Origin of the sequence: Pseudomonas paracarnis (assembly GCF_904063055.1) — a bacterium.
GTDB lineage: Bacteria > Pseudomonadota > Gammaproteobacteria > Pseudomonadales > Pseudomonadaceae > Aquipseudomonas > Aquipseudomonas paracarnis.
In genome coordinates this window covers 33,687-52,646 of the sequence record NZ_CAJFCN010000011.1, presented here as the reverse complement: position 1 = coordinate 52,646, position 18,960 = coordinate 33,687, and the positions used below count along the sequence as shown (strand labels likewise).

Sequence of the window (18,960 nt, the reverse complement as noted above, 5' to 3'; positions counted from 1 at the left end):
GGCAAGCCAGCTCCCACCTTTGAATGTATTCACACATCAAAATGTGGGAGGGGGCTTGCCCCCGATGAGGCCAGTGCAGTCACCGCCTACTCCGGCCAGTGCCAGGCCGGCGCATCCAGCATCCCTTGCCCCACAATCCGTGTTTCCCCCAACACCTTCTCCAACACAATCGAGTTACACCCCTCATCCTGCTGCAACGCCGCAATCAAGCGGCTGGCATGGCTCACCACCCATACCTGGCACTGCTTCGACGCCTGGATAATCAAGCGGGCCAGTGCCGGCAACAGGTCCGGATGCAAGCTGGTCTCCGGCTCGTTCAGCACCATCATGGTCGGTGGCCGAGGGGTCAGCAGCGCGGCGATCAGCAGCAGGTAGCGCAGGGTGCCGTCCGACAGCTCCGCCGCCGACAACGGTCGCAGCAAGCCTTCCTGATAGAACTCGATGGCAAAGCGTCCGCCCTGCAACGGTTCAATGTGCAGACGCGCGCCCGGGAATGCATCGCTCACGGCGCGTTGCAGCGCCTCGGGATCGCCAATCTCGCGGATGGTCTGCAACGCGGCCGCCAGATCGCGGCCGTCGTGGTGCAACACCGGCGTGCGCGTGCCCAATTGTGGCTGGCGCACTGGCGCGTCCACGTCGCTGCGAAAGTGATCGTAAAAGCGCCAGCCACGAATGCTTTCACGCAACAGCAGCACTTCCGGCGAGCCACGCAGGCTGCCGACCTGATCGAACAGGCTGTGGTAGTTCGGTGTGTGATGCGCCAGCACATCCCACGCACGGCCTTCGCGGGCACGCACCATCGGCCCTGAGCGCTGCACCAGCAGGCTGGCCGGACGGTAGACGTGGCCGGCCCAGATGCACTCCTTTTTTACTTCGGGGTCCAGTTTGAAGGCCGAGAGGGTTTTTTCGGGTAAGCCCAAAGAGATCGCGTAGCTGAAATCCTCTGCGGCAAACCCCAGGCGCAGGCGTTTGACGCCCTGGCGCACAGTAGATTCGACCGGTACTTCGCCATTGCGCATGCGCCGGCTGATGGTTTCCGGCCCGGCCCAGAAGGTCGAATCCAGCCCGCCTTCGCGGGCCAGCGCATTGATCACCCCGCCCTGGGCGGTTTCGGCCAATAGGCGCAGGGCGCGATACAGGTTGGATTTGCCGCTGCCATTGGGCCCGGTCACCAGGTTCAGCCGGTCCAGGGGCACCACCAATTTGTTGATCGAGCGGTAATTGGCCACCGCGAGGGTTTTAAGCATGTGTAATTAGTCAGCATGGGAACCATTGGAGTATGGGATCCTCCATGCAGATAAGGAACCCTGATCTAAGCTCACAGTCGCATACACACTTGAACGTCGGCATCACGCAAAAGGAGCCTGCATGGGCGGTCGCACCTCGACATTTATTTTCAGCCTTGGCCTCCTGGCGCTGCTCAGCGGCTGTGGCCAGGGCAAAGCCGAGCCCAAGCAGCATTCGCGGGTGTTCGTGCAAACCGTGCAGTCAGCGGATTTTGCCGCGGCGGTCACGCTGACCGGCGATATCCAGGCGCGCGTGCAAACCGATCTGTCCTTTCGCGTGGGTGGCAAGATCATCCAGCGCATGGTCGACGTAGGCGACCGCGTCACGGCCAGGCAAGTCTTGGCCAAGCTCGACCCTAAGGACCTGCAAACCAACGTCGATTCGGCCCAGGCCCAGGTTGTGGCCGAGCAGGCGCGGGTCAAGCAGACCGCCGCCGCCTTCGTGCGCCAGGAAAAACTCTTGCCCAAAGGCTATACCAGCCGCAGCGAATACGACGCCGCCCAGGCCGCGCTGCGCAGCAGTCAAAGTGCCCTGGCCGCTGCCCAGGCGCAGTTGGCCAATGCACGCGAACAGTTGGGCTACACCGCGTTGATCGCCGATGCCCCGGGGATCATCACGGCGCGCCAGGCCGAAGTCGGCCAAGTGGTACAAGCCACCGTGCCGATCTTCAGCCTCGCCCGCGATGGCGAGCGTGACGCCGTGTTCAACGTGTATGAGTCCCTGCTGGTGGAGCCGCCCCCCGACGCGCCGATTACGGTGAGCCTGCTGGACAACCCGAGCATCAAGGCCGTGGGCAAAGTCCGCGAAGTCACGCCCGCCGTGGCCGCCAATACCGGCACCGTTCAAGTGAAGATCGCCCTGCAAAGCCTGCCCAAGGGTATGGAGCTGGGGTCGGTGGTGAGTGCCACCGCCAATGGCCCGGCCAAGGCGAGCATCGAGCTGCCTTGGTCAGCGCTGACCAAAGACCTCAACGAGCCAGCCGTGTGGCTGGTGGACGGCGAAGGCAAGGCGCAGTTGCACAAGGTCACCGTGGCGCGCTACCTCACCGGTAAAGTGATCATCGGCGAGGGCCTCAAAGGCGGTGAAAAAGTCGTGATAGCCGGTGGGCAATTGCTGCACCCCGGCATGGTCGTCGAGATCGCCCAACCCGGAGCGCAGCCATGAAGCAATTGACGCTGATTGTCGCCGCCAGCCTGTTGCTGATGGCCTGCTCCAAGGAAGAGGCGCCGCCCGAACCCATACGCCCGGTGCTGTCCATGGAAGTGAAGGCTGAAGACCAGGAAAACCTCGGTCGTTTCGCCGGCACCATCCAGGCCCGCTATGAAAGCAACCTGGGTTTCCGTGTGCCTGGCCGCATCGCCCGCCGCGCCGTGGATGTCGGCGCCGAGGTGGAGAAGGGCGCCTTGCTCGCCGTGCTTGACCCCACCGACCAGCAGAACCAATTACGCGCTGCCCAGGGCGACCTGGCGCGCGTACAGGCGCAGTTCATCAACGCCCAGGCCAACGCTCGGCGGCAACAGGAGCTGTTCAACCGTGGCGTCGGCGCCCAGGCTCAGTTGGATGTGGCCCAGACCGACCTCAAAACCACCCAGGCGACCCTTGACCAGGCCCGTGCCTCGGTCAACCAGGCCAAGGACCAACTCAACTACGCCGAACTGCGCACCGACCATGCCGGCATCGTCACTGCCTGGAACGCTGAGGCTGGCCAAGTGGTCAGCGCCGGCCAGCAGGTGGTGACCCTGGCCCGTCCGGACATCAAGGAAGCGGTGATCGACCTGCCCGCCGGCCTAGCTGAACGCTTGCCTGCCGATGTGGTGTTCCTGGTCGCCGGGCAACTGGACCCCAGCGTGCACACCACCGCCGTGGTGCGTGAGATCGAGCCTCAGGCCCAAAGCGCCACGCGCACCCGTCGCGCACGCCTGAGCCTGGCCGAAACCCCGCCCGCGTTCCGCCTGGGCACGGCAATCAGCGTGACGTTGAGCACCGCCATCGCCCCGCGTATCGAACTGCCCCTGAGCGCCTTGCAGGAAGTGGACGGCAAGACCCGTATCTGGCTGCTCGACACCCAGAGCCAGACCGTGCAACCCCGCGAGGTCACGGTTATCAGCCGTGATGCCCGCAGCGCCTTGCTCAATGGCAGCGTCAAACCCGGCGAGCGCATTGTCACCGCCGGCGTGAACAGCCTGAAACCTGGGCAAAAAGTCAAAATCGACGAGGACAGCCCGCGATGAAAGGGAGCTTCAACTTATCCGACTGGGCCCTCAAGCATCAGTCCTTCGTCTGGTACCTGATGTTCGTCGCGCTGCTGATGGGCGTGTTCTCGTACATGAACCTGGGCCGTGAAGAAGACCCGTCGTTCACCATCAAGACCATGGTGATCCAGACCCGCTGGCCGGGCGCGACCCAGGAAGAAACCCTCAAGCAGGTCACCGACCGTATCGAGAAAAAACTCGAGGAACTCGACTCTCTCGACTATGTGAAAAGCTACACCCGGCCCGGCGAGTCCACGGTGTTCGTGTTCCTCAAGGACACCACCAGTGCCAAGGCCATCCCTGAGATCTGGTACCAGGTCCGCAAAAAGATCGATGACATTCGTGGGACCTTCCCCCAGGGCTTGCAGGGGCCATCGTTCAACGATGAGTTCGGTGACGTGTTCGGCTCGGTGTATGCCTTTACCGGCGATGGCCTGTCGATGCGCCAGTTGCGTGACTACGTGGAACAGGTGCGCGCCGAAATCCGCTCGGTGCCAGGGCTGGGCAAGGTCGAGATGATCGGCCAGCAGGACGAAGTGATTTACCTGAATTTCTCCACGCGCAAACTCGCGGCCCTGGGGATTGATCAGCGCCAGGTCGTGCAAAGCCTGCAATCGCAAAACGCCGTGACCCCCGCCGGGGTGATCGAGGCCGGGCCGGAACGCATCTCCGTGCGCACCTCCGGGCAGTTCGCCTCGGAGAAAGACCTGGCCAACGTCAACCTGCGCCTCAATGACCGTTTCTACCGGCTGGCGGATATTGCCGACATCAGCCGTGGTTATGTGGACCCGGCGCGGCCGATGTTTCGCTTCAACGGCAAACCGGCGATTGGCTTGGCCATCGCCATGCAGAAGGGCGGCAATATCCAGTCGTTCGGTAAGGCCCTGCACGGGCGCATGGACGAGCTGACCGCCGACCTGCCGGTGGGCGTCGGCGTGCACAAGGTGTCCGACCAGGCCGAAGTGGTGGAAGAGGCGGTCGGCGGGTTTACCAGCGCGTTGTTTGAGGCGGTGATCATCGTGCTGGTGGTGAGCTTTATCAGCCTCGGCATGCGCGCCGGGTTGGTGGTGGCGTGCTCGATTCCGTTGGTGCTGGCGCTGGTATTCGTGTTCATGGAATACAGCGGCATCACCATGCAGCGCGTGTCGCTGGGCGCGTTGATCATCGCCCTCGGCCTGCTGGTGGATGACGCGATGATCACGGTGGAGATGATGATCACGCGCCTGGAAAAAGGCGAAACCAAGGAACAGGCGGCGACTTACGCCTATACCTCCACGGCGTTCCCGATGCTCACCGGCACGCTGGTGACCGTGGCCGGCTTCGTGCCGATTGGCCTCAACGCCAGTTCGGCGGGCGAGTACACCTTTACCCTGTTCGCGGTGATTGCCGTGGCGATGCTGGTGTCGTGGGTGGTGGCGGTGCTGTTTGCGCCGGTGATCGGCGTGCATATCCTCAGCGCCAATGTGAAACCGCACAACGCTGAGCCAGGGCGCATTGGCCGTGCCTTCAATGGCGGCATGCTGTGGGCCATGCGCAACCGCTGGTGGGCGATTGGCATCACCGTGGCGCTGTTCGTGGCCTCGGTATTTTCCATGCAATTTGTGCAGAACCAGTTCTTCCCGTCGTCGGACCGTCCGGAAATTCTCGTCGACCTGAACCTGCCGCAAAACGCCTCGATCAACGAGACGCGCAAGGCGGTAGACCGCCTCGAAGCGATCATCAAGGACGACCCGGATATCGCCCGTTGGAGCACCTACATCGGCCAGGGCGCGATTCGTTTCTACCTGCCGCTGGACCAGCAGTTGGAAAACCCCTACTACGCGCAGCTGGTGATTGTGAGCAAGGGCCTGGAAGAGCGTGGCGCCCTGATCGCTCGATTGCAGAAACGCTTGCGCGATGATTTTGTCGGTATCGGCAGCTACGTGCAGCCGCTGGAAATGGGCCCGCCGGTCGGGCGGCCGATCCAGTACCGCGTCTCTGGTAAAGACACCGATCAGGTGCGCAAGCACGCCATTGAACTGGCGACCTTGCTGGATCAGAACACCCACCTGGGCGAGATCATCTACGACTGGAACGAGCCGGGCAAAGTGCTGCGCGTCGACATCGCCCAGGACAAGGCGCGGCAACTGGGGCTTTCGTCGGAAGACGTGGCGCAGTTGATGAACAGCGTGGTCAGCGGCGCGGCGGTGACCCAGGTGCACGACGATATCTACCTGATCAACGTGGTCGGCCGCGCCGAGGACGCCGAGCGCGGTACGCCGGAAACCTTGCAGAACCTGCAGATCGTTACGCCCAATGGCACCTCGATTCCATTGCTGGCCTTTGCCACGGTGCGTTACGAACTGGAGCAGCCGCTGGTGTGGCGTCGTGACCGCAAGCCGACGATTACCATCAAGGCCGCGGTGCGCGATGAGATGCAGCCGACCGACCTGGTCAAGCAGTTGGCGCCGACCATCGAGAAATTCAACGAAGGCTTGCCGGTGGGCTACAAAGTCGCCACCGGCGGTACCGTGGAAGAAAGTGGCAAGGCCCAGGGCCCGATTGCCAGCGTGGTGCCGTTGATGTTGTTCCTGATGGCCACGTTCCTGATGATTCAGTTGCACAGCGTGCAGAAGATGTTCCTGGTGGCCAGCGTTGCGCCACTGGGGCTGATCGGCGTGGTGCTGGCGTTGATCCCCACGGGCACGCCCATGGGCTTTGTGGCGATCCTGGGGATCCTGGCGCTGATCGGCATCATCATCCGCAACTCGGTGATTCTGGTCACACAGATCCACGAGTACGAAGAGGCCGGCTACACGCCGTGGGACGCGGTGGTGGAAGCGACCGAACACCGGCGTCGGCCGATTCTGCTGACGGCCGCCGCCGCGAGCCTGGGCATGATCCCGATTGCGCGGGAAGTGTTCTGGGGGCCGATGGCCTACGCGATGATTGGCGGGATCATCATTGCGACGTTGCTGACGTTGCTGTTTCTGCCGGCGCTGTATGTGGCCTGGTACAAGATCCGCGAGCCGAAACACGAACGTCAGCCACAACAGGATTAACACTGAGAGAGGGGGCTGCCAGTTAAGCGCAGACCCCCTGTGGGGGCGGGCTTGCCCGCGAAGGCGGTGTATCAGTCGCTGCATCTGTGACTCAACTGTCGCTTTCGCAGGCAAGCCAGCTCCCACATTTGGATCTTCATTCTGGTTGAGACTGTGTGAAGTTTCTGAAAAATCCCCATGTCGTCCTGGCTCGCTACTGCATGTTGTACCCTCTGGTCCTCATTCCAAACCCAGGTCGATCCTCATGCAGTGCCTGCGTTTCACCTTGCTGTTTTGCACGTTGCTCCTTGCACCGTCTGCCTTCGCCGCCACCGTACTGGAAAATGCCTTGTGGCGCGTCGAACTCGACCCCGCCACCCTGGCGCTGCGCGTGACACCCGCAGGCCAGGCTTCAGTGCAGGCATCCAGTGGTGTGGCCTCGCATGCCGTCAGCCAATTGCAGAACACGCCTGATCAAGCCACTTGGCAATGGGACAACGGCGCCTATCGCCTGACCGCCCGCCTGCAACAGCGCGACCTGGCCTTGACCATCAACGCCCGCGAGCCCGGTGAGCTGGCCCTGCTGCGTCAGCCTGCCGAGGCCATGGGGCGCGGGTTGATCTGGCCCTTGGCCGAGGGGCATTACGTGCCTGCCGGCAATGCCATCTGGAAGACGTTTCTGCTGGAGCGGGGCGAGTTCAATACCACCCAGGACCTGAGCCTGCCGCTGTGGGGCGTGGATCACGGTGGCTTCACCTTGAGCTGGCTGTTGACCAACCCCTACAACAACCGCCTGCAATGGCAAGCCGACGGCAACGGCCTGGCGCTCTGCGCGGCCCATGAATTCACCTCGCTGGCGCCTGATGCGCCGATGACGCTGCGGCTGTACCTGGGCGATGCCGACCCATTGGCTGGTGCCAAGCGCTACCGCCAGTGGCTGGTGGAGCAGGGCCGCTATGAGCCGTTGGCGGACAAACTGCGGCAAACACCCGAAGCCCAGAAACTGCTGGGCGCCAGCCATGTGTACCTCTGGGACAACGGCCTGCTGGCTTTGGGCGATGTGCGTGATTGGCCAAGACTGATCCAACGGCTGCGCAGCCATGAACTCAAGAGCCTGATGGACAAAGAGAGCGCACAGCTGCTGGCGCAGTCCGCTGCACTGAATCGCTATGAACAAACCGTGCTCCTGCGCGGCCTCAACGCGGCGATCAACACCAAGGCCCGGCAGGCCTGGCAAGTGCAAGAGCCAGACATGACCCGCCTTGCCGCCCGTTATGGTGAGCTGCGCAGTGAACTGGCCGTGGACTTTGCGGGAGCCTTGAGTGACAGCCCGCAGACCTGGGGCAGTAGCACCATTCAAACCCTGCGCGACGCCGGGCTGCAGCGTCTGCTGCTGACCTTGGGCGAAGGTTGGGAGGGTGGCCTCTGGCATCCCGAAGCGATTCGCGCGGGGGTGGAAGCCGGTTTTCTGATGGCGCCTTACGACTCCTACGAAACGGCCCTGTCCGCCACGGAAAACCCCGATTGGACCACTGCCCACCTGGGCGCCAAGGCCTACCGCGACTGCGCGATCGTGTTGAAAGACGGCAAGCTGAAAACCGGTTTCCAGAAATCCGGCCACTACACGGATCCACGTTGTGTGCGGCCGCTGCTGGAGGCACGGGTGAAGGCAGTACACGCCAAGGCTGGCTTCAATGCCTGGTTTCTCGATGCCTACGCCACCAGCATGTTGTTCGACAGCTATCGCAGCAACGCCAGCATGACTCAGGCACAAAACGCCGAAGGCAATATCGATGCTTCCCGCTGGATCAACACCGTGCCGAAGCTGGTCACAGGCTCCGAAGACGGCAACGCGATCACTGCCCAAGGCATCCTGTTTGCCCACGGCATGCAGACCCCGGTGATCGGCTGGGGTGACCGCGAGATGACCCAGGACCCGCAGTCGCCGTACTTCGTAGGCAACTGGTATCCCACGGAGCAACCGGCGGTGTTCTTCAAATCGGTGCCGTTGAAGGAGCCGTTTCGCACGCTGTATTTCGAACCGACGATGCGCGTGCCGTTGTATCAGGCGGTGTTCCACGGCTCGGTGATCACCACCCATCATTGGCTGTTCGACAGCCTCAAACTGAGCAATGTGCAGGGCGACAATGAGCTGACCCAACTGCTCTACAACGTGCCGCCGCTGTACCACCTCAGTGCGGCGACGCTCAAGGCGCGGCTGCCGATTATTCAGCGCCAGGACCGCTTTTTCCGGCCGTTGCACCAGCGCCTGGCAACCCAGGAAATGACGGATTTCCGCTGGCTGACGGTGGACAAGCAGCTGCAGCAAACCACCTTCGCAGACGGGACGCGGTTGGTGGCGAATTTCTCGGCGGTGGATAAACAGGGGTATGCCGGGCGCAGTGTGACGGTGCTTGTGGAGGGGGAGGAGCCGGTGGTGTATCAGGTGAAATAACGCTGCCCGTTACGGCGCCATCGCGGGCAAGCCCGGCTCCCACAAGGGAATGCATTCCAAAGGTGGGAGCCGGTGGTGTATCAGGTGAAATAACGCTGCCCGTTACGGCGCCATCGCGGGCAAGCCCGGCTCCCACAAGGGAATGCATTCCAAAGGTGGGAGCCGGTGGTGTATCAGGTGAAATAACGCTGCCCGTTACGGCGCCATCGCGGGCAAGCCCGGCTCCCACAAGGGAATGCATTCCAAAGGTGGGAGCCGGTGGTGTATCAGGTGAAATAACGCTGCCCGTTACGGCGTCATCGCGGGCAAGCCCGGCTCCCACAAGGGAATGCATTCCAAAGGTGGGAGCTGGCTTGCCTGCGATGAGGCAGGTACAGGCGATGCAGCACTAAATCTTACGCCATACACTCGCCAACCAAGGCTGCTGTTCCCGCGGCAACCCGGCCGGCCGGTAGTAGTGCTCCAACTCTTCAAACCCGGCTGCGGTCAGCAAGGCCCGCCAGGCCTGCAGATCGTGATAAGAGCCATACCGCGGCCCATTCCAGCCCTCCTGGTTCTCGCCCCGAGGGTTCGAGCTGAACAGCACGCCCCCAGGCTTCAACGCGCCGTGCAGCTCTTTGAGCACTCGGGGCAACTCCTGCTTGGGAATATGAAACAGCACCGCATTGGCAAACACGCCATCGAAGCGGTCGGCGGGCAGGTCCAGCTTGAGAAAGTCCTGCTGCAGCACCTCACAGCCGCTGTCTTCGCGGGCCATCTGCGCAAAACGTTCGGAGCCATCCAGGCCCACGGCGATATGCCCCATGCGCGTAAACGTCTGCAAATCCCGCCCTGGCCCACAGCCGAAATCCAGCACAGTGAACGGCGGCGTGCCCTGGATATGCCGCAGCAGCGCGTCGACGTTCTGGCTCACATCGTGATCGCGGGTGCCTTCACGGAAGTCTTCGGCCACCTTGTTGTAATGGCCCAGGGTGGTGGAGGTGATCTGGTTGAGGTCGTCGGGAGCAAGTTTCATGGCATGGCGCACGGCTGCGGCTGAGGTGGTTGGACTATACCCCGGCCCACTCTTGAGTTGAAAACCGTGTATCCGCTGTAGGGCACTTCATGGCGCTCGCAGTGTGCGCATCCGACAGACCGCCACGGGAAATTATGGGTAAGATTTGGCCCTCATTTGCAGAGGGTTATACATCCATGGAAGAGGAAAAACGTCCCACCGTTGGCAACCACACCGCGCCGAACAAGGTCGACCAATACGCCACGAGATTGAGCAATGGGCTGTTCTGGCTCAATGAGCGTGCCTGGCCGCTGACGGTGGGGATTCTCTCGGTGGCAGGCCTGTACCTGTACCAGTACATCCAGATGGAAAAGGTGCCGCTGAGTATCTTGTCGGCGTCGGCGTTCACCGCATTGCCAGCGATGTTCGCCATGTTGGTATTTGTGATCGGCATGATGGGTGCATCGATCCTGGTGCCCACGTTCATCTTGTTCACACGCCTGAACGGCACAGGTGTGCGTCTGAGTGATCAACTCAATCTCAGCCCGCAGTCGCCGCAAGAGACGGCCCAGCACAGGAGATTACTGGGACATTGGGCGGCCAGCCTGTTGGTGATGTTTGTGTTCTGGATGTCCGCCGTATACCTGTCCGTGAACACCGAAAGTGGGTTTTTGCTGACGTTCAGTTGGATCGTAGCGATCATGGCGGCGGTAGTGGCCTATGTCGGCATCATCATTCGTTCGCGCCCCGCCCATGTTGCCCTGCGTGAGTTGTCCGGCGAGTTCTGGCTGGCCAGTGCTGGCGCCGGGGTGGTTCAAATGGTGGTCATTCTGATGGTGACGGTGCCGGTCTCCCGCGCCTTCAGCGAGTACTCCGACAGCGCCGTGTTCTTTGCGCCGTTCATGGCCGCCGAAATGGCCGTGTTGTTCCTGATCCAGGGAAGCGCCGCCTGCCTGGTGGTGCGTATGCGCGTCCAGAAAAACCCGGTGGCGTTCGCCTCATTGGTGGCCTTTGCGCTCATCGTTTTACTCGGGCTGATCCCGGCGAGTGGGGCCAAGTTGGGCGGCCTGCCGCTGCAAGGATCCGCCTCGGGAGGGCGCGTTTGTACGTTGATGACCTGGACGGCGCAGGCCCAGGTTCCCGGCGCGCTGGTAGACGCCGAAAACCCCAAGCGCAGCGTAAAACTGCGAGTGATGGCCGACTCGGATGGCAGCTATATCGTGCGGCCCTGGCAGGCCAAGGAAAAAACCATCACCTTCGTGCCCCGTGCCAGTGTTGCCCAACTGGATGAGTGCCCGTGACGTCAGCGCTTGTTCAACACCCGCGCCAACCTATCCCCACTCAGTTGGATCACCGCCACCAGCACCACCAGCAACACAATCACAGTGAGCATGATCTGCGTATCGAAGCGCTGGTAGCCATAGCGGTAGGCAATATCGCCCAGGCCACCGGCGCCGATTGCTCCGGCCATGGCCGATGAATTGATCATGGTCACCAGGGTGATCGTGAAGCCGCCGACGATGCCGGGCAACGCCTCTGGCAACAGCACATGCCAGATGATGTGCCAACGGCGGCAACCCATGGCCTGCGCGGCTTCGATCAGGCCATGGTCGACCTCGCGCAGGCTCACTTCAGCGATGCGTGCAAAGAACGGCGTGGCGGCGATGGTCAGCGGTACCACTGCCGCCCAGACGCCATAGGTGGTGCCGACGATCAGGCGCGTGAACGGGATGAGCGCCACCATCAGGATCAGAAACGGAATGGAGCGGAACAGATTCACGAACGCTCCCAGCACGCGGTTTAGCGCCGGTGCCTGGTAGATGCCGCCCTTGTCACTGGTGACCAGGAATACCGCCAGCGGAATGCCCACCAGCAGCGCGATCAGCGATGACACCCCCACCATCAACAAGGTGTCGATGGCGCCCTGCACTAAACGATCAAACCACATAGCCCAGCACCTCCACCTGTTGTGCCCAGTTGGCCGCGCGTTTGCGCAGTTCTTCGGCGTTGTGCGGCGATCCATTCACCGCCAGCAGCAGTTGCCCCAAGGCATGCCCCTGGATGCGTTCCACGCCCCCTTGTAGTAAACGCACACGGCCGCCGAGGGCACTGAACAGTGCCGCGAGGTCTGGCTCCAGGGTGTCGCTGCCGGTGAACTGCAGGCGCAGCACCAGTGCGGCGTCGGCCGAGGCGGGCGTGGGTTGCAGGCGGCGTTGCAACTCTGGCGGCAAGCCGTGTTGCAGCGGTGCGAGCAGGGTCTTGCTGACCTCATGTTGCGGATCGCCAAACACCTGCCACACCGGGCCTTGCTCGACGATACGCCCGTGCTCCAGCACCACTACGCGGTGGCAGATGTCGCGGATCACCGCCATCTCATGGGTGATCAGCACGATGGTCAGGCCCAGGCGCTGGTTGATCTCGCGCAGCAGGCCGAGGATCGACTGGGTAGTTTCCGGGTCGAGGGCCGAGGTGGCTTCGTCGCACAGCAGAATCTCGGGGTCGTGCACCAGCGCGCGGGCGATGCCGACGCGCTGCTTCTGCCCGCCGGACAGCTGCGCCGGGTACGCCTTGTGTTTGTCTTGCAGGCCTACCAGCTCCAGCAGTTCATGCACCTTTCGCGCGCGTTGTGCCTGGGGCACACCGGCGACCTTGAGCGGCAACTCGACGTTCTGCCACACGGTCTTGGCCGACATCAGGTTGAAGTGCTGGAAGATCATGCCGATGCGTCGCCGCAGCGCCACCAGGTGGTCTTCATCGAAGCTGCCGATGTCCACCTGGTCGATCAGCACCCGTCCGCTGCTGGGTTGTTCCAGGCGGTTGATGGTGCGGATCAGCGATGACTTGCCGGCGCCGCTGCGGCCGATGATGCCGAACACTTCGCCCCGCTGGATCGCCAGGTCAATGCCTTGCAGCGCATGCACCGTGCCGTCATAGGTTTTGCCCAGGTTGATGAACCGCACATGGGCGCGGTTCAAGTCCGGGTGCAGTTCAGTCTGTTCCGCGTGGCTGGGCGCAGGGGCCAGATCGTGCAATCGGGCGTTGGCGGCACTCATGGTTTAGCTTCCCAGCCAACCTGATAGAGCTTGCCGAGGGACTTGTCCAAGGCCGCACGCACCACCGGCGAGTGCTGGTAGATATCGACGAACTTGATCACCCGTGGGTCGGTTTTGCTCTTGGGCTGGATGACGAACTGAATCACGTATTCCGGATGATCGAGGCCGTCGAACAGCAGTGCCGACTCGGCATCGAAGGTCTTGGACAGGCGGATGTACGCCGGGTAGCCCTGCACCAGATCGGCGTCGTCATAGGCGCGCACCAGTTGCACCGCTTCCACTTGCAGGATCTTGATGTTTTTCGGGTTGGCGATGATGTCTTCTTCGGTGGCCTTGTAGCCCACGCCCGGTTTGAGGGTGATCAGCCCGGCCTTGGCCAGCAGTTGCAGGCCGCGCCCGCTGTTGATCGGGTCGTTGGCAATCGCCACGCTGGCGCCTGCGGGCAGCTCGTTGAAGCTTTTGTATTTTTTCGAATACAGCCCGACGTTGTTGATGATGCCCGGCGCGTACGGCACCAGGTCAAACCCGGCGGCGGCCTTGGCGTTCTCCAGGAAGGGAATGTGCTGAAAGTAGTTCACGTCGATATCGCCGGCGGCGAGGCTGACGTTGGGCGCGATCCAGTCGGTGAACTCCACCAGTTCGACCTTCAGGCCCTGCTTGCCGGCCTCTTCTACGGCGGCTTCCAGCGGAATGGCGAAGGCAGCGGTGGTGCCGATTTTCAGCGGGGCGTCGGCGGCAAATACCGCCGAGCTGAATAAGCCGAAGGCCAGGGCCAGTGCTTTGACTGGGTTGTTTAAGAATGTCTTTTTCATAGTGGTTTCCAGTCATAAGGTCTTAGGTAGCGAGATCGTTCCCACGCTCCGCGTGGTAATGCAGCCAGGGACGCTCCGCGTCCCCAAAGCGAACGCAGAGCGTCCAAGAGGCATTCCCCCGCGGAGCGTGGGAACGATCAAACAACGTGGCGGTAGGTAGAGCCGGTGTGTTGGTTGGGTAAGCGAGCCGTGTCGTGAAAGACTTTTTCCCGCAGCGTTCCCTGCGCATATTCCGTCTTGTACGAGCCCCGTCGTTGTAGTTCCGGTATCACCAGCTCAATGAAATCCACATAGCTCTCCGGCGTCACAATGCGCGTCAGGTTGAAACCATCCAGCCCGGTTTCGCTGATCCAGGATTCCAGCTCATCGGCCACCTGTTCAGGCGAGCCCACCAGGGTGATATAGCGCCCGCCCAAGGCGTGCTGGTCGAGCAATTTGCGCCGGGTCCAGTCGTTGTTCTGCAGGTTCTGGGTGGCCGACTGGATCGCGTTGCTCTTGACGTACTGGATCGGTTCGTCCAACGCGTACTGGGCAAAATCAATCCCGGTCGAGGCCGAGAAGTGCGCCACGCCGGCTTCCGCGCTGGCGTAGCTGAGGTACTCGGCGTGCTTGTTCCAGGCCAACGCTTCAGTGGCGCCCACAATGACGTTCAGGCCCATGAACACCTTGATGTCGTCCGGGTTGCGCCCAGCCTCCACTGCGCTGGCGCGCACCTTGTCCACCTGGCGCTTGGTCGCGGCCTTGTTCTGCCCGCTGATAAACACGCACTCGGCATGCCGCCCGGCGAACAGCAAGCCGCGCTCGGAACTGCCGGCCTGGAACAGCACCGGCGTGCGCTGGGGCGAGGGCTCGCACAGGTGGTAACCCTCCACCTGATAGAACTCGCCGTGGTGCTCTACCTTGTGCACCTTGCCCGGTTGCGCATACACCCGCGCTTGGCGATCGTTGCGCACCGCGTCGTCCTCCCAACTGCCTTCCCAGAGCTTGTACAACACCTGCAGGTATTCATCGGCCTGGTCGTAGCGCCGGTCATGCTCGACCTGTTCGGTAAGGCCCATGGCCTTGGCGGCGCTGTCGAGGTAGCCGGTGACAATGTTCCAACCCACCCGGCCACGGCTCAGGTGATCCAGCGTCGACAGGCGCCGGGCGAACAGGTACGGCGGCTCATAGGTGAGGTTGGCGGTAAGGCCGAAGCCAAGGTGCTGGGTAACGGCGGCCATGGCCGACACCAGCAGCAACGGGTCGTTGACCGGTAACTGGATCGACTCCTGGAGCGGCACGTCGATGGAGTCCTGATACACGTCATACACGCCGACGATATCAGCGATGAACAAACCGTCGAACAACCCGCGCTCCAGGATCTTCGCCAGTTCAGTCCAGTATTCGAGGGTCTTGTACTCGGTCGAGTTGTCCCGTGGATGAGTCCACAAACCGTGATTGATGTGCCCGATGCAGTTCATGTTGAAAGCATTGAGCAGGATCTTTTTTTTGCTCATCAGATGGTCCCCCGCAGCGGCGGGTTTTCATCGTTGAGGTAGTAGTTGCCAACCGCATGGTATTTCCAGCGCACCGGGTCGTGCAGGGTGTGCACCCGGGCGTTGCGCCAGTGGCGGTCCAGGCCGTGTTCGGCCAGGGTCGCCTGGCTGCCGGCCAGTTCGAACAGGGTGCTGCCGGCCGCCAGGGAAATCTCGGTGCTCAGGGCGCGTATTTCGGCAACGGCGATGGAGGCTGCGGCGACGGTCTGGGCATTGCTGTCGGCCTGGGCGCGGTCGAGGAATTCACCCGAGCGTTCCAGCAAGGCTTCGGCGGCGTGCAGGCGGCTGCTCAGGTGGCCGAAGCTCTTGAGTGTCAGCGGGTCTTCGGTGGCCTTGTCGTTGCCGGCGTCGATCCACGGGCGGGTCTTGGTGCGCACAAAATGCAAGGCATCCTCAAAGGCTGCGCGGGCGATGCCGGTGTCGATGGCTGCGTGAAGGATCTGCGCCAGCGGGCCGACAGTAGTCGGGCGTTCGAAGGCGCTCTGGAACGGCACCACGTCTTGCGCCGCGACCCACACGTTGTCGAACACTACCGAGCCGCTGCCGGTGGTGCGCTGGCCGAAGCCGCTCCAGTCATCGATCACCGTCAGCCCCTCGCTGTCACGCGGTACGAAGGCCAGGTGCTGGACGCCGTTTTCATCCACCACCGAGGTGGGGATGCGCTGGGCGTAGATCGCGCCGGTGGCGTAGAACTTGCGCCCGTTGATGCGAAAACCATCGCCGTCGCGGGTGAGGCTGGTAATGCGGTCGTGTGCGGTCTTGGTGCCCAGCTCCGCCAAGGCGTTGCCAAAGCGTTGGCCAGCCAATACCTCGGCGTACAGGCGTTGCTGCTGTTCGGGGCTGCCGTTCACCCGCAGTACTTCGAGGGCATAGAAATGGTTTTGCGGAATCTGGCCCAACGAGCCATCGGCCTGGGCGATCAGTGCGATGACCTTGGCCAGGGTGACGTTGGACACGCCCGCGCCACCGTAGGCCTTGGGCACGCTGATGCCCCACAGGCCAGAGCGGGAAAACCCGTCCAGCTCGGGCAGCGGCAGGCGGCGTTCGCGGTCGCGTTGGGCGCTGTCGCGGCGCAAGTCTTCAGCAAGATCGCTGGCGACAATAAGCGCTTGTTCGTCGCTGGTAATGACCGCGACGGGGTGAGAAAGGGTCATGAGTTTCTCCAGAAGCTCGTGGAAAAAGTGTTCTGGTTGGTTAAATCCACGAATGCCGAGCCGGCAAGGTGCCGTTGAGCCGATAGGCGCCGATGGCGTGGTACTTCCAGCGCACCGGGTCGTGCAGGGTGTGAACCCGGGCGTTGCGCCAGTGACGGTCAAGGTTGAATTCGGCCAGGGTGGCGCGGCTGCCCGCCAGTTCGAAGAGCTTCTCGGTGACTTGTAACGCCACTTCGGTGGTCAGCACCTTGGCTTCGGCCACGGCAATCGAGGCGTGGGCGGCGGATTGCGCGGTGATCGGCGCGGCGCTGACCTGGTCAAGCACCTGGCCTGCCTTGCGCAGCAGGGCTTCGGCGGCGTGCAGTTCGATCTTCAGCTTGCCGATATCGGCGATCACATACAGGTCGTCGCTGGCTCGCTCGACCTTGGCGTCGATCCACGGGCGCGAACGCTCACGCACGAAGGCGATGGCATCGTCGAGGGCGCCCCGGGCGATGCCGGCGTCGATGGCGGCCTGGATCAGTTGCGACACGGCCCCTTGGATATTCGGGCTTTCGCCCAGGCGCCAGTTGTCGATGACCAGGTCCGGGTCCACCGCTACGCGATCAAGCAGCACGGTGCCGCTGGCGGTGGTACGTTGGCCAAAGCCGGACCAGTCATCAACGATGCGCAGCCCTTCGCTGCCGCGACGTACAAAAGCCATGACCTGCTTGCCGTCATCGTTCAGGGCCTTGATTGCCACCCAGTGAGCGAACAGGGCGCCTGTGGAGTAGAACTTCTGGCCGCTGAGCACGTAACCGTCGCCTTCGGCCGTGAGGCGCGCCTTGAGCTCCAGAGTATTTTTGGTGCCGCGTTCCGGGCCGCCGTTGCCGATGCGCCAGCCGTCGAGCACGCTCTGGAACAGCTGCTTTTTCTGACGCTCGGTGGCGGTGCCCTGCAATACGTGCAAGATGCCGAAATGGTTCTGCGGGATCTGCCCGAGTGCCGGGTCGGCCGCGCTGATGATCGCGAAGACTTCGGCCAGGGTCACAAACGACACCTGGGGGCCGCCGTATTCGCGGGGAATGGAAATACTGCCCAAGCCGCTGCGGGTGAACTGTTCGAGCTGCGCCCAGGGCAGTTTGCGTTGCTGGTCGCGCTGGGCGGCCTGCGCACGCGCAGCCTGGGCCAGCTCGTGGGCGGCGCTCAGCGCCTGGGCGTCGTTGCGCAGCACCGTGGCGGGCAACAGCAGGGGAGCTACGTCCACATCACTCTGGGGGGATGTTAGAGCCAAGTTAGACATCAGCGCCGCTCCTTGGCTGCACGCAATGCCCTGGCGTTGCGCACCGGGGTAATTCTGACCATACCGACCTCGCATTCAATGAAATAAACAGAAAAATCAGGAATGTCCGGTGGTCCGGTGCATATACCCTAAGCGTGTTAATTATTTAAATAAACTAACTTTTAGGAATATGCATAGAAGGGCTGTCACCCCGGTTCACAGGGTGAACCGAAGCGACGCGGTTGATAGCCTGGCGCGGGCGAGGCTGGGCGGGGCGGTGTGCAGGCGGCGATGCGCAGCGTGCGGGCGGGCGCCCAGCGGGAGTTGTTACCCACGCGATCGAGAATGCAGTAGGTGACCTCCAACCGGCAGTCGTCGCCGGCTTCGACAATCACGTGGGGCGGCACCCACACCTGCACCGCCAGGCCGACGCTTTGAGCCTGAATGCGGGGCAGGTCCAGGCGTACATCGCCCCAGCGCAAGGTGATGGCATCGCCCGTGCTCATGTTCAGGTAAGGCTCGATGGTCAGCGGAATACCGCGCCTTACCTGGCTGCTGTTGACGCCATGGCGGCGGATCGTCTCGGGCAGGTTCACGGGCGCCAGGTTCTGGTTTTCATCGCCGCCTTCAGGGTTCAGGCGCGGCGAAGGCTGACCGCCGGGGTAGTTGGTCTTGACCCGCACCAGGGTCACCGCCGAGCGCATCGGGCCATGGCCGATCTGCAAGACCTGGTAGTGGACGCGTGCCGGTCCGTCCTGCACAAAACTCTGCGGTACGCACAGGTGGGTGCACGTGCCGATCTTGCACGCCGTCACCTTGCGCGAGGCGGCGAAGCAGTTGTTCCAGAACAGTTCGATCAGGTCGCCTTCTTCCATGCTCGGGTAGGGTGAAATGTCGACCTGCAAGTGGGCGGAGGCCAGGGCGCTGATGCCGTTTCCAATAGCCTGGGGCAGCCTTGGGGCACGGAGCGTGGCCGAGGTTTGAGCGTGTGTCATAAGTAATCTCCTTGGTGCAGCCAGCAGCAATCGTTCCGAAACCTCGACGAACAGGCGCAAGGGGGGTCGAAAGGCACGATTCAGTCAGTAGCCGGGATAGGATCCAATCCTCAAGGCGCTAGATAAGAGGGTTGGCCAAGGA

General features: G+C 62.5%; 14 protein-coding genes. 5 read left to right on the top strand and 9 right to left on the bottom strand.

Going from position 1 to position 18,960, the window contains the following annotated elements:
• Window positions 1-86 precede the first annotated feature (86 nt).
• Window positions 87-1,247 (bottom strand): AAA family ATPase, encoded by a 1,161-nt coding sequence (locus tag JMV15_RS21360; RefSeq protein ID WP_020302226.1) that lies wholly within the window; start codon window positions 1,245-1,247, stop codon window positions 87-89.
• Window positions 1,248-1,368: 121 nt separating this feature from the next.
• On the opposite strand from JMV15_RS21360, the gene JMV15_RS21355 reads away from it, so the two are divergent.
• From JMV15_RS21355 to JMV15_RS21340, 4 genes are all read left to right on the top strand, one after another.
• Window positions 1,369-2,451 (top strand): efflux RND transporter periplasmic adaptor subunit, encoded by a 1,083-nt coding sequence (locus JMV15_RS21355; protein ID WP_201491912.1) that lies wholly within the window; start codon window positions 1,369-1,371, stop codon window positions 2,449-2,451.
• Entirely contained in the window at window positions 2,448-3,518 is a 1,071-nt protein-coding gene (locus JMV15_RS21350; RefSeq protein WP_032901770.1) for an efflux RND transporter periplasmic adaptor subunit, read from the top strand. Before JMV15_RS21355 ends, JMV15_RS21350 begins: the two co-directional genes overlap by 4 nt.
• Window positions 3,515-6,580 carry an efflux RND transporter permease subunit gene (locus JMV15_RS21345; protein ID WP_201491911.1) on the top strand — a complete coding sequence of 1,022 codons (3,066 nt, stop codon included), beginning with the start codon at window positions 3,515-3,517 and terminating at the stop codon, window positions 6,578-6,580. Before JMV15_RS21350 ends, JMV15_RS21345 begins: the two co-directional genes overlap by 4 nt.
• Before the next feature lie 244 nt (window positions 6,581-6,824).
• On the top strand, window positions 6,825-9,014 hold the full coding sequence (locus JMV15_RS21340; RefSeq protein ID WP_201491910.1) for a glycoside hydrolase: 2,190 nt from the start codon (window positions 6,825-6,827) through the stop codon (window positions 9,012-9,014).
• A 388-nt stretch (window positions 9,015-9,402) separates the two neighbouring features.
• Here the strand turns inward: JMV15_RS21340 and JMV15_RS21335 are convergent, their stop codons facing one another.
• On the bottom strand, window positions 9,403-10,029 hold the full coding sequence (locus JMV15_RS21335; protein ID WP_019819876.1) for a class I SAM-dependent methyltransferase: 627 nt from the start codon (window positions 10,027-10,029) through the stop codon (window positions 9,403-9,405).
• Window positions 10,030-10,205: 176 nt separating this feature from the next.
• Here JMV15_RS21335 and JMV15_RS21330 point away from each other — a divergent pair, with 176 nt between their 5' ends.
• A complete protein-coding gene (locus JMV15_RS21330) occupies window positions 10,206-11,309 on the top strand; it encodes a hypothetical protein (protein ID WP_201491909.1) in 1,104 nt (367 codons plus the stop codon).
• A 2-nt stretch (window positions 11,310-11,311) separates the two neighbouring features.
• Here the strand turns inward: JMV15_RS21330 and JMV15_RS21325 are convergent, their stop codons facing one another.
• The 7 genes from JMV15_RS21325 to JMV15_RS21295 form a co-directional block, all read right to left on the bottom strand.
• Window positions 11,312-11,956 carry a methionine ABC transporter permease gene (locus JMV15_RS21325; RefSeq protein WP_003187635.1) on the bottom strand — a complete coding sequence of 215 codons (645 nt, stop codon included), beginning with the start codon at window positions 11,954-11,956 and terminating at the stop codon, window positions 11,312-11,314.
• Window positions 11,946-13,061 carry a methionine ABC transporter ATP-binding protein gene (locus JMV15_RS21320; protein WP_103452440.1) on the bottom strand — a complete coding sequence of 372 codons (1,116 nt, stop codon included), beginning with the start codon at window positions 13,059-13,061 and terminating at the stop codon, window positions 11,946-11,948. Before JMV15_RS21320 ends, JMV15_RS21325 begins: the two co-directional genes overlap by 11 nt.
• Window positions 13,058-13,873: a MetQ/NlpA family ABC transporter substrate-binding protein gene (locus tag JMV15_RS21315; protein ID WP_019819873.1), complete on the bottom strand. Its 816-nt coding sequence runs from the start codon at window positions 13,871-13,873 to the stop codon at window positions 13,058-13,060. The genes JMV15_RS21320 and JMV15_RS21315 overlap by 4 nt, the downstream gene beginning before the upstream one ends.
• Window positions 13,874-14,010: 137 nt before the next feature.
• Window positions 14,011-15,369 carry an LLM class flavin-dependent oxidoreductase gene (locus JMV15_RS21310; protein ID WP_201491907.1) on the bottom strand — a complete coding sequence of 453 codons (1,359 nt, stop codon included), beginning with the start codon at window positions 15,367-15,369 and terminating at the stop codon, window positions 14,011-14,013.
• Window positions 15,369-16,562, bottom strand: coding sequence for an SfnB family sulfur acquisition oxidoreductase (locus JMV15_RS21305; RefSeq protein WP_166405689.1), 1,194 nt, complete (start codon window positions 16,560-16,562; stop codon window positions 15,369-15,371). The genes JMV15_RS21310 and JMV15_RS21305 overlap by 1 nt, the downstream gene beginning before the upstream one ends.
• Window positions 16,563-16,602: 40 nt before the next feature.
• Complete coding sequence (locus JMV15_RS21300; protein WP_019819871.1) at window positions 16,603-17,844, bottom strand: SfnB family sulfur acquisition oxidoreductase; 1,242 nt, start codon at window positions 17,842-17,844, stop codon at window positions 16,603-16,605.
• Between the two features lie 185 nt (window positions 17,845-18,029).
• On the bottom strand, window positions 18,030-18,818 hold the full coding sequence (locus tag JMV15_RS21295; protein WP_060767880.1) for a hypothetical protein: 789 nt from the start codon (window positions 18,816-18,818) through the stop codon (window positions 18,030-18,032).
• Between the last annotated feature and the right edge of the window lie 142 nt (window positions 18,819-18,960).

Bases quoted from the DNA above. Each gene is read 5' to 3' on its own strand.
- JMV15_RS21360 (WP_020302226.1), bottom strand. From the start codon at position 1,247: ATGCTTAAAACCCTCGCGGTGGCCAATTACCGCTCGATCAACAAATTG.
- JMV15_RS21355 (WP_201491912.1), top strand. From the start codon at position 1,369: ATGGGCGGTCGCACCTCGACATTTATTTTCAGCCTTGGCCTCCTGGCG.
- JMV15_RS21350 (WP_032901770.1), top strand. From the start codon at position 2,448: ATGAAGCAATTGACGCTGATTGTCGCCGCCAGCCTGTTGCTGATGGCC.
- JMV15_RS21345 (WP_201491911.1), top strand. From the start codon at position 3,515: ATGAAAGGGAGCTTCAACTTATCCGACTGGGCCCTCAAGCATCAGTCC.
- JMV15_RS21340 (WP_201491910.1), top strand. From the start codon at position 6,825: ATGCAGTGCCTGCGTTTCACCTTGCTGTTTTGCACGTTGCTCCTTGCA.
- JMV15_RS21335 (WP_019819876.1), bottom strand. From the start codon at position 10,029: ATGAAACTTGCTCCCGACGACCTCAACCAGATCACCTCCACCACCCTG.
- JMV15_RS21330 (WP_201491909.1), top strand. From the start codon at position 10,206: ATGGAAGAGGAAAAACGTCCCACCGTTGGCAACCACACCGCGCCGAAC.
- JMV15_RS21325 (WP_003187635.1), bottom strand. From the start codon at position 11,956: ATGTGGTTTGATCGTTTAGTGCAGGGCGCCATCGACACCTTGTTGATG.
- JMV15_RS21320 (WP_103452440.1), bottom strand. From the start codon at position 13,061: ATGAGTGCCGCCAACGCCCGATTGCACGATCTGGCCCCTGCGCCCAGC.
- JMV15_RS21315 (WP_019819873.1), bottom strand. From the start codon at position 13,873: ATGAAAAAGACATTCTTAAACAACCCAGTCAAAGCACTGGCCCTGGCC.
- JMV15_RS21310 (WP_201491907.1), bottom strand. From the start codon at position 15,369: ATGAGCAAAAAAAAGATCCTGCTCAATGCTTTCAACATGAACTGCATC.
- JMV15_RS21305 (WP_166405689.1), bottom strand. From the start codon at position 16,562: ATGACCCTTTCTCACCCCGTCGCGGTCATTACCAGCGACGAACAAGCG.
- JMV15_RS21300 (WP_019819871.1), bottom strand. From the start codon at position 17,844: ATGTCTAACTTGGCTCTAACATCCCCCCAGAGTGATGTGGACGTAGCT.
- JMV15_RS21295 (WP_060767880.1), bottom strand. From the start codon at position 18,818: ATGACACACGCTCAAACCTCGGCCACGCTCCGTGCCCCAAGGCTGCCC.